Raw genomic sequence first — 9,857 nt, 5'->3', positions numbered from 1 at the left:
GATCAATATAAAATAAACTACAAACATTACAATAAAAATAGATAAACACATTTAAACAAAATATATTATCTCACAAAAACAACAGAGGAAGATTCATATCATGATTAAAAAAAATATTCTATTAGGACTTATAATTGCATTTTCAAGTCAATCATATGCCACAACAATAAATTCAGAAACGTTTAAAAACTTAGACTATAAGAGTGCTGTTACAACAGCACATACACTATACAAAAATAATGAAGGGATAATGATAAAAGTTTTACCCAATAGAATAGTTGCAACTTTCTCAGATGGTAAAAGTAGTTCTGTAGCAATACCAAAAGATCAATTCTTTCTTTCAATAGCTCCGTACATTAATAGCTCTCATCCATGTACTAATCATGTTTTAACAGGTTGTACCGGTGAGATAAAAAATCAAGTAATGAAAGTTGTCATGATTGATACTGATACAGGTGAAACATTAATAGACAAAAAAGTGACGACACAACGTGATGGATTTATAGACTTTTGGGTTCCAAAAGATAAAAACTTAGCATTCAATATTTATCATAAAGCAAAAGACGGAAGCGAAAGAGTGGCGAGAGAGGTACTGTCTACTTTCAATAACGATAGAACTTGCATTACTACTATGCAACTTATTGAAAGTTAATATTTGAATGCAAAATCAAAATAAGACTGGAGTTATTCCGGTCTTTTTTTATATAAAAAAATGGAAATCCTTTTCCATAAAATATCATGCATTAACATGATCCGAGTCTTTGTGGTTTTCTTGGGAGCACCTACAAAGAAGCTCAAGATAATCCCTTATCTGGTTGATGAAACTTTTATTAGTTACGACCAGTGCACGTGGGTTATTTTCCAATGACCATCCGCTTGTTTAATTAACACAAGCGTTTCCATGGTCATTGAGTCAATACTTTTACCTTTATATTCACCTTGGGCGTGACTTATTGACGTTGAAATAGCAATGTCACCTGTAATCGTTATTTGGTGTTCTTTTGGCGTTATGGTTAACCCTTTTAAGTAGGCCATATCCGCAAGCATGTGATGATTGGCATAATCCGTAAGTGAACGTTCTACTTTTCCACCTTCATAAATTTGCACATTGGCTGCTAATGACTGCCTAACAATAGCCTCATTGCCCGTTTGTAATGCAGCATGAAATTGTTTGACGACATTACCCGCGGCGGAATCAACACCGATAAACGCTTTTTGTTCTATAGGGTGAGTTTCATCACCATGAGCGAAGCTCAATGAGCTTTGTCCTGCGGACATCAGTAATATCCCGGTGGTTATGAGTATTGTTAAAGGTCTATTTTTCATTTTTATCTCTCTGTTAATCTATAGTGATTATCCAAGGCTCATAGGACCTAGCACGCTCGAAAGTACCGCTGTTGTCGCTAATATCAGTACTGCTATTAATGCCTCTAATCCAATCGATTTTTGTAGTTTTTGTTTTGCGAGTGATGGGTTCGCAATCGTTAATTTCGGTACTAAAACCAATTTATGCCATGCTGCTATAAGCAAAATGATAGCCACCAAACAGAGCTTGATGGTGACCGCAATACCATAATCGGAACTGATTAATTCAGTGGGACTATCAAACAACATCCACACCATTCCCATGCCTGAAAGCAACACTAGAATGACAATCACTATGCCTAAACGACCAAATGTATCCATGACATTTTTTATGACGATGTTGTCATCGGTGCTGCATAATTTCCATAATGGATAAAAAGCGCCTATCCAACTGCCAATGATCAACACGTGTATCAATATTAAGCCTTGAGCAAGCAATCCCAGTTCAGTGCTATGGCCAATAAAAGTAAACGTGACAGCAATTAACAGACAGCTGAGAATCGCTAATACCGCAGAAAACGTTTTGATATAACGGTTCTTATGTAACAGTAAACCACTAGCCACTAGCATTAACCCAAAACCGATTAAGCGCCAAAGCACCGTTTGCCCTACCTGGGTTGGCCAAAGAAAAGCATGCATCTGCGCATCAAATATTCCCATCAAGCCACTTTCAGCAAAAGCCCCTACTTGAGCAAAATAATTGATACTGACGGCAATCACCCCCAAAACGGCACCTACGCCGGTATATTTTGCAACGCTAATACCAAGGTTCGGTTGACCCTTAATGAGATATTGCATCAATGTGCCGCCAATAACGGCGGCAACACTCAGATAGATAACCCATTTAGATATCAACACCGATATTTCAAATACGGTTAATATCATGTTTACTCATCCACTTATTGATGTGCAGTGTGCTCGCTAGTCTCATGCTCCATTGTCATAGGCGGTGCACTGCGAGTGTTCATGCCAGAGTCGTGAAGCATAAAGCTCATGTTGCCTTTCATCTTATGACCGTCGTCACCCATGATCATCCAGTTAACTGTGTAATTAGCTGCGTTTAATGCTGGTAGAGCGAATGAAAATGCTGCTTGGCTGGTCGCACTTGAAGGTAATGTTAGCGGTACGCTTTGCTGCTTCTCATCTTGCATTGTTAATTTGACCAAACGTACCGGAGCCGTAAAGGTCAGTTCAAGCGTTGTTGGGGCTTGACTTAGCATGGCACCGTTAGCGGGCATAGAACTGCTCAGTCCGACATGAGCAAATGCTGAAGCACTCAGGAATAGACTTGTTACGACTAAAACGTTGTTAAATAATTTCATGATATTTCCTTTTATATTGTTTAACGATCGAAAAACGGTTTACATAAATGATTAATATTGGCTTAGCTAACATCTTGGCGCCAAGCTTATAACTCAGTGTACGAACGAGGTCTTAGAACCAAGCTCTAAAACCAATAACAAACTGGGTTTCTTGTGTATCTTCCCCTTCACTTCGGGCGTAATCGGCGGTATTACCGAGTTTCTGACGCCAATCCACACCGATATAGGGTGCGAACTCTCGAACAATCTCGTATCTCAATCGCAGCCCTGCACTGACGTCAGATAAGCCTGAGCCTATTCCAAGTTCAGCATCGTCCTTACCAAATAAATTTACTTCTACTTCAGGTGTAAGTATCAATTTTTGAGTGATTAACAGTTCATATTCCGCACTCAAACGCATGGCCGTACGGCCTTGTTCACCGATGAATAAGGCCGCATCAATATCAAAAAAATATGGCGCTAACCCTTGAACCCCAATCACAGCCCAATTACGAGTCGGCGTCGGTTTGATATCGGTTTTAATACCGAATTGTACATCCCAGTAAGGTGCGATGGGCTTACTGTAAAGAGCCTGAATTTCAAGGTCTTGCTTATCACTATTTGAATATTCACCTTCGGTTTTAAGCCACAACTTATTCAAATCGTAACCTAACCAGGCTTGTGCACTAAACTGGGTGGGATCTTGCGGATCCACGCCTTTTTCAAATTGATCCAGCATGACTTTTGTTAATAGAGGATCATCATTACCGCCGGCAAACACAGCTGAGCTAGCCAATGAGGCGCTCAGACTCAACAGTCCCAATGCCACTAAATTCGTTTTATTCATCTGTATTCCCCTTATTTCACCACGACTTTTCTGAACATGCCTGGCATGTGGAATAACAAGTGGCAATGATATGCCCATTGCCCTTTTGCATCGGCGGTGACTAAGTAACTGATCTTAGAGCCCGGCTGAACTAATACCGTGTGCTTTCGGGGAATAAAATCAGGGTCGCCTGTCTCTAACTCACTCCACATACCATGCAAATGCATAGGGTGAGTCATCATCGTGTCGTTCACTAAGGTGATCCGCAGTCTTTCTCCGTATTCAAACTCTAATGGCGCGGCGTCCATAAATTTCACCCCATTCACAGACCACATATATCGGTTCATATTGCCGGTTAAATGCAGTTGAATTTCGCGGCTAGGTTGGCGCGTGTCGTAGGTAGGATGTAAGCCTTTAATATCGCCATAAGTTAATACTTTGCGATTAAATTGTTGTTGATGGTCACGCAATCCAATCCCGGGATCGTGTAAACCACTTTTTGGCGCATCTGCACGCATATCCACTTGTGGGCCGAACTCGGTGTCAATGTGTTTAATTTCATTGTTACTGCCAAAGCCTGCAAGCCCTAGTCCTGAGACTGTCGCTTTCGCAGCGTCCATGGCCATTTTGCTGTGATCCATGCCTGACATATCACCGCCACCCATAGCCATCTTGCTGTGATCCATGCCTGACATATCACCGCTGCCCATAGCCATCTTGCTATGATCCATGCCAGGCATATCACCGCCGTCCATAGCCATCTTGCTGTGATCCATGCCTGACATATCACCGCCACCCATAGCCATCTTGCTGTGATCCATGCCTGACATATCACCAGCGCCCATGTCCATTTTGCTATGATCCATACCGCTCATATCCATATCACTCATATCCATGCCCATATCACTGTGGCCAAGGACTGGCCTTGGATCCATTGGGGGAATAGGAGCATGTAAACTGGCATCTGAGGTAAGGTTACCTACCGTAAAGCCGGTGCGGTCAATACTTTGAGCGAAAATACAATAGGCATTATCAACCTCTGGCTCAATAACCACATCATAGGTTTCAGCAACACCGATTCGAAATTCATCCACAGAAACCGGTTGAATGTTCTGACCATCACTGGCAACAACACTCATTTTGAGACCCGGTATACGTACATCAAATATGGTCATCGCAGAACTATTTATAAAGCGTAAGCGCACTTTTTCACCTTGTTCAAACAATCCTTGCCAGCCCTGTTGCGGAGGATTGCCATTCATTAAATAGGTGTAAGTTGAACCCGTAACATCAGATATGTCTCTGTCACTCATGCGCGCGTTATTCCACATCGAACGAGCGTTCCACGTATTGGCTAAGCCATTTTTATTCACGTCAGAGAAAAAATCCATTACCGTACGCTCACGGTAATTATAGTAATCGGCTTGTTTCTTTAATTTGGCATAAATGTTTTCAGGGGCTTCGTCAGACCAATCAGACAGCATGATCACATAGTCACGGTCATATATGACCGGATCGGGGGTCGCAGGATCAATCACAATAGCACCGAATAAACCGGTTTGTTCTTGATAGCCTGAATGACTGTGATACCAATATGTGCCACTTTGCTGGACGGTAAATTGATACTCAAATGTTTCACCGGGTTTAATGCCATCAAAGCTAAAGCCAGGCACACCGTCCATTTCGGTGGGTAAAATAATACCGTGCCAGTGAATAGAGCTATCATGGTCGAGGTTATTTTTTACTCTTAAGGTGACTGTTTCACCTTCTTTCCAGCGCAATAACGGCGCGGGCAGCAATTGGTTGACCACAGTGGCTCGAGCAGATTTCCCGGTAAAATTAACCATTTTATAGTCAATTGATAAGTCAAACACTTTGCCAGAGAGCTGGCTCAACGATTGGCTTAACGCATTGGCAAAGGCATTTTTAGGGAAAGGGATCGACATCAATGCCAACATGGCGGATGCACCAAACACAAACCGGCGTCGGCTGTTGTTGAGTTCACTGTTTGTCGTTTGAATCATGGGTTTTATCATGTATTGAGATTTCATTGCACAGACTCCTCAAGCGAGTTCACTTGGGCGTATACCTGACTACTGCCATCATTTTTCAACAGTAAGACTTGGTATGCCATAAATTTATCTTGGTACTCCATACCAGGGCTGCCCACAGGCATAGCGGGTACGGTTAGGCCGATAGCATCTTTAGGGGGGGAGGCTAAAAAACGACTAATGAATTTTGCAGGGATATGCCCTTCAAACACATAACCTTGAGATGACACAGCGGTATGGCAAGATTGCATTGAAGCAGGAATACCCTTTGACTGTTTAAACTCATAAAGGTTGTTAATATTGTGGGCATCAACATTAAATCCACGCTCACTAATATGCGTAAGCCATTTCTCACAACAGCCACAATTGGCATCTTTATAAACAGTGAGTAATGGCGCCGTAGTGCCGGGCTCCGCTGCATGGGCAGGTAACATCCCTCCCATAATTTGCAGAATAAAAATAGTACCTATGACACGAAAAAAACGAATAGAATTGCGATATAGAGCAGACATAATATTGCCTCCAAATCAAATTTCGTCACATTAAACAACGCGGTTTAATGTCAGTTTATTAACCGAAAAAAGTTAAAAAATTGAAACTACATGATTGGCTAGGACAGTTAGCAAAAAAGAGGCGTAACTGTGCCTATGTTAGGCAAATATTGGAGGACGGTATAAAGATGAAAAATACTGGGGCATTAGTGCTGAGGTAAACATTGTTGCAGAATTAACTAAGCTGACTTCTGATTTAAGCGTTGGCATGGCCATCGTTAAAGCGATGGATAAACATGAGCCGACAGGACAATGGCACGCTTGGGCGCAGCAATTATCATCCGCACCATCGTTCATATCCATGTTCATTTGCATACTAGCGTCATGACATGCTTTGCCATTTTCAGCAGGCATATTTGAAGTCGTCATTGAACTCATTGGCATAGTACCAGGCATAATCACAGACGCAAAAGTTTGACCGACAAACGTCAGTAAAACAAACATCATGATTAAATGGACTCTACGCAAAATATATCTCCAATGATTATAGAATAATATTAGTGAAAAATACTGCATTTAGCAATGAAAATTCATTTGAAAAACATAATTAAATGAAAATAAAAATCAATCTAATATAAAAATAACGATGCAGATACTTTTATCTGCATCATTTTTTAATCAACTCAACACTATCGTTCCTCATGTCTCAATTGAGCACGACGCCATAAAAAGAACACAACAGGAACAATTAATAGTGTCAGTATGATTGCACTGACCATTCCGCCGACCATTGGCGCAGCAATTCGACTCATCACCTCGGAACCTGTTCCAGTACCATAAAGTATAGGTAATAATCCAGCAATGATTGCTGCTGCGGTCATCATTACAGGACGTACACGCATACCTGCACCTTGAATAACGGATTGAATCAACTTTAGTTCATCAAATTTTTCTAGCTGCTGTGAACTATGATCAATCGCTTCTCTATAGGCTTGGTTTAAATAGACAAGCATAATGACGCCAATTTCGACAGCGACACCCGCCAATGCTATAAAACCTACCCCTACAGCAACTGAAAAATTAAAACCTTGTATATACATTAACCAAATACTGCCCACCATTGCAAAAGGCAATGTTCCTACAATAATTCCTACTTCAACAGCATTGCGGAAATTCATGAACAATAAAATAACGATAATAAACAAAGTCAATGGTACTACGTAAGTAAGCTTCGCTTTTGCTCTTTCCATATACTCATATTGACCTGCCCAGGTAATAGAGTAACCGGCAGGTAATACCAATTTATCACTAACAACTTTTTGGGCTATTTCAACATAACTACCGATATCGACATCTTCAATATCGATATAAGCCCAACCATTAAGACGAGCATTTTCACTTTTAATACCTGGTGGTCCATTTTCGATAACGATATCCGCTACATCCCCTAAAGAAATCCTCAAACCTTGCGGAGTGACGATAGGCAATAAAGCTAATGCTTCAGGAGAATTTCGATAATCCTGAGGATAGCGTAAATTAATTGGATATCGTTCTAAGCCTTCAACTGTTTGTGAAATATTCATACCACCGATCGCTGTAGCCACAACTTGTTGAACATCCGCTATATTTAAACCATACCGAGCAGCATTCTCCCTCTGGATATCAACTTTAATATAACGTCCACCTGCAACCCTCTCAGCGTATACTGACGCAGTCCCTTTAACATCTTTAAGGATTTCCTCTAATTGTTTACCAATTTTCTCAATTTCCTTGAGGCTAGGACCTGCAATTTTAATCCCTACAGGCGTTTTAATCCCTGTCGCCAACATGTCAATTCGGGTTTTAATTGGCATTACCCATGCGTTCGTCACACCGGGTAACTTTACTAATGAGTCTAATTCTTGTTTTAAACTCTCAGTCGTCAGTCCTTCTCTCCACTCACTTTTGGGCTTAAGCTGAATAAACGTTTCCACCATTGTTAGAGGTGCAGGATCCGTTGCAGAGTCTGCTCGGCCAACCTTGCCAAATACGGTTTTAACCTCGGGTACTGTGTAAATTAACTTATCCATTTGTTGCACTAATTGGCGAGCTTTACCAATAGAAATACCAGGGTAAGTGGTCGGCATATACATTAGATCGCCTTCATCTAATGGAGGCATAAACTCACTACCAATTTTATTTAACGGCCACACACCAATTGCCAACACAAATAACGCAAATAGGAGGGTTATTTTCGGGAAAGCCAATACTTTTTTCAACACTGGCATATATACAGCAGTTAACAATCGATTAACGGGGTTTTTGTGTTCAGGAAGCACTTTTCCCCGAATAAAGTATCCCATTAGCACTGGCACTAAGGTAATAGCTAACGCTGCCGATGCAGCCATTGCGTAAGTTTTAGTAAACGCAAGCGGTGAAAACATCCTTCCCTCCTGTGCTTCGAGGGTAAATACCGGTAAAAAACTAACAGTAATAATAAGTAAACTAAAAAACAATGCCGGGCCAACTTCGCTGGCAGACCGCGCTACAACCTGCCAACGGTTTTCTGCCGTCAATGGCGTTCGTTCCATATGTTTATGCATATTTTCAATCATTACAATGGCGCCATCGACCATAGCACCAATTGCAATAGCAATACCACCTAAAGACATGATATTGGCATTTAACCCCTGCAAGTGCATAATAATAAATGCTGTTAAAATACCAACTGGTAAGCTAACAATCGCAACAAGTGATGATCTTACATGCGCCAAAAATACCATACAGACTAAAGCTACGACTAAAAACTCCTCTAGTAGTTTAAACCCTAAGTTTGATACGGCTCTCTCAATTAAACCGCTGCGATCGTAAACGGTCACCACTTCCACCCCCTCTGGAAGGCCTTTTTTCAGTGTCTCTAATTTAGCTTTCACACCATCAATAGTCTTTTGGGCATTTTCACCAAATCGCATCACAATAATGCCACCGACAGTCTCACCTTCACCATTTAGATCAACGACGCCTCGTCGCATTTGCGGTCCGGTCCCTATATCCGCAACATCTTTTAGCAGTAATGGTGTGCCATTATTGTTCACGCCTAAAGGAATATTGCCGATGTCCTCTTTATTCTCAAGATATCCTGTGGCACGAACCATATATTCAGCTTCAGCGATTTCGACTACAGAGGCACCAATTTCTTGATTACCACGGTTAATCGCCATTTGAATAGCGGCTAAAGGTATACCAAATGCACGCAACTTATCTGGGTCAACCTTAATCTGATACTGTTTGACCATCCCACCTAGAGCACTCACTTCAGAAACACCAGGGACTGTTTGTAATTCATACTTTAAAAACCAGTCCTGTAAGCTGCGTAACTCACTAATATCGTGTTTACCGGTTCTATCAACTAGTGCATATAAATATACCCAGCCCACACCAGTTGCGTCAGGTCCTAATTGAGGCTTTGCATTATCAGGTAACGTTGAAACAACTTGGCTAAGATATTCCAACACACGACTACGAGCCCAATATAAATCGGTTTCTTCATCGAAGATGACATAGACATATGAATCACCAAAAAAAGAGAATCCCCTTACCGTTACTGCACCAGGTACAGACAGCATAGCCGTAGTTAAAGGGTAAGTGACTTGATCTTCAACTACTTGTGGGGCTTGACCTGGATAACTTGTTTTAATAATTACCTGAACATCAGATAAATCAGGCAAAGCATCAATAGGGGTATTTTTAAGTGAAAATAAACCCGCGCCGACGAGAATTGCACTGGCGAGCAAAACAAAAAATCTGTTTGCTACAGACCATCGTATTATTGATTCAATCATGG

General features: G+C 41.2%; 9 protein-coding genes. 1 reads left to right on the top strand and 8 read right to left on the bottom strand.

Annotation, left to right across the window (positions count from 1 at the left end):
* Positions 1-100 precede the first annotated feature (100 nt).
* Positions 101-652, top strand: coding sequence for a CueP family metal-binding protein (locus H5125_RS18305; RefSeq protein ID WP_124018398.1), 552 nt, complete (start codon positions 101-103; stop codon positions 650-652).
* A gap of 182 nt (positions 653-834) precedes the next feature.
* On the opposite strand, the gene H5125_RS18300 is transcribed toward H5125_RS18305, so the two are convergent.
* The 8 genes from H5125_RS18300 to H5125_RS18265 form a co-directional block, all read right to left on the bottom strand.
* Positions 835-1,278, bottom strand: a complete 444-nt coding sequence (locus tag H5125_RS18300; RefSeq protein ID WP_124018413.1) for a nuclear transport factor 2 family protein — start codon at positions 1,276-1,278, stop codon at positions 835-837.
* A 75-nt stretch (positions 1,279-1,353) separates the two neighbouring features.
* A complete protein-coding gene (locus H5125_RS18295) occupies positions 1,354-2,250 on the bottom strand; it encodes a copper resistance D family protein (protein WP_182744947.1) in 897 nt (298 codons plus the stop codon).
* A 14-nt stretch (positions 2,251-2,264) separates the two neighbouring features.
* Complete coding sequence (locus tag H5125_RS18290) at positions 2,265-2,687, bottom strand: copper resistance CopC family protein (protein WP_182744946.1); 423 nt, start codon at positions 2,685-2,687, stop codon at positions 2,265-2,267.
* Positions 2,688-2,799: 112 nt separating this feature from the next.
* On the bottom strand, positions 2,800-3,513 hold the full coding sequence (locus H5125_RS18285) for a copper resistance protein B (RefSeq protein WP_182744945.1): 714 nt from the start codon (positions 3,511-3,513) through the stop codon (positions 2,800-2,802).
* 11 nt (positions 3,514-3,524) lie between these two features.
* A complete protein-coding gene (locus H5125_RS18280) occupies positions 3,525-5,543 on the bottom strand; it encodes a copper resistance system multicopper oxidase (protein ID WP_182744944.1) in 2,019 nt (672 codons plus the stop codon).
* Positions 5,540-6,055, bottom strand: a complete 516-nt coding sequence (locus H5125_RS18275) for a DUF411 domain-containing protein (protein ID WP_124018403.1) — start codon at positions 6,053-6,055, stop codon at positions 5,540-5,542. The genes H5125_RS18280 and H5125_RS18275 overlap by 4 nt, the downstream gene beginning before the upstream one ends.
* A 138-nt stretch (positions 6,056-6,193) precedes the next feature.
* Positions 6,194-6,562: a hypothetical protein gene (locus H5125_RS18270; protein ID WP_235781911.1), complete on the bottom strand. Its 369-nt coding sequence runs from the start codon at positions 6,560-6,562 to the stop codon at positions 6,194-6,196.
* A gap of 161 nt (positions 6,563-6,723) precedes the next feature.
* Positions 6,724-9,855, bottom strand: coding sequence for an efflux RND transporter permease subunit (locus H5125_RS18265; RefSeq protein WP_124018405.1), 3,132 nt, complete (start codon positions 9,853-9,855; stop codon positions 6,724-6,726).
* Positions 9,856-9,857: the final 2 nt, after the last annotated feature.

This window comes from Shewanella sp. SR44-4, from assembly GCF_014163715.1.
Taxonomy (GTDB): Bacteria; Pseudomonadota; Gammaproteobacteria; order Enterobacterales; family Shewanellaceae; genus Shewanella.
Note: the sequence above shows the minus strand (reverse complement) of the source record. Positions and strands in the feature narration are given on the sequence as shown.

What these genes read in the sequence shown, in the direction of transcription:
- H5125_RS18285 (WP_182744945.1), bottom strand. Translation starts at nt 3,513, where the DNA reads ATGAATAAAACGAATTTAGTGGCATTGGGACTGTTGAGTCTGAGCGCC.
- H5125_RS18295 (WP_182744947.1), bottom strand. Translation starts at nt 2,250, where the DNA reads ATGATATTAACCGTATTTGAAATATCGGTGTTGATATCTAAATGGGTT.
- H5125_RS18305 (WP_124018398.1), top strand. Translation starts at nt 101, where the DNA reads ATGATTAAAAAAAATATTCTATTAGGACTTATAATTGCATTTTCAAGT.
- H5125_RS18280 (WP_182744944.1), bottom strand. Translation starts at nt 5,543, where the DNA reads ATGAAATCTCAATACATGATAAAACCCATGATTCAAACGACAAACAGT.
- H5125_RS18290 (WP_182744946.1), bottom strand. Translation starts at nt 2,687, where the DNA reads ATGAAATTATTTAACAACGTTTTAGTCGTAACAAGTCTATTCCTGAGT.
- H5125_RS18275 (WP_124018403.1), bottom strand. Translation starts at nt 6,055, where the DNA reads ATGTCTGCTCTATATCGCAATTCTATTCGTTTTTTTCGTGTCATAGGT.
- H5125_RS18265 (WP_124018405.1), bottom strand. Translation starts at nt 9,855, where the DNA reads ATGATTGAATCAATAATACGATGGTCTGTAGCAAACAGATTTTTTGTT.
- H5125_RS18300 (WP_124018413.1), bottom strand. Translation starts at nt 1,278, where the DNA reads ATGTCCGCAGGACAAAGCTCATTGAGCTTCGCTCATGGTGATGAAACT.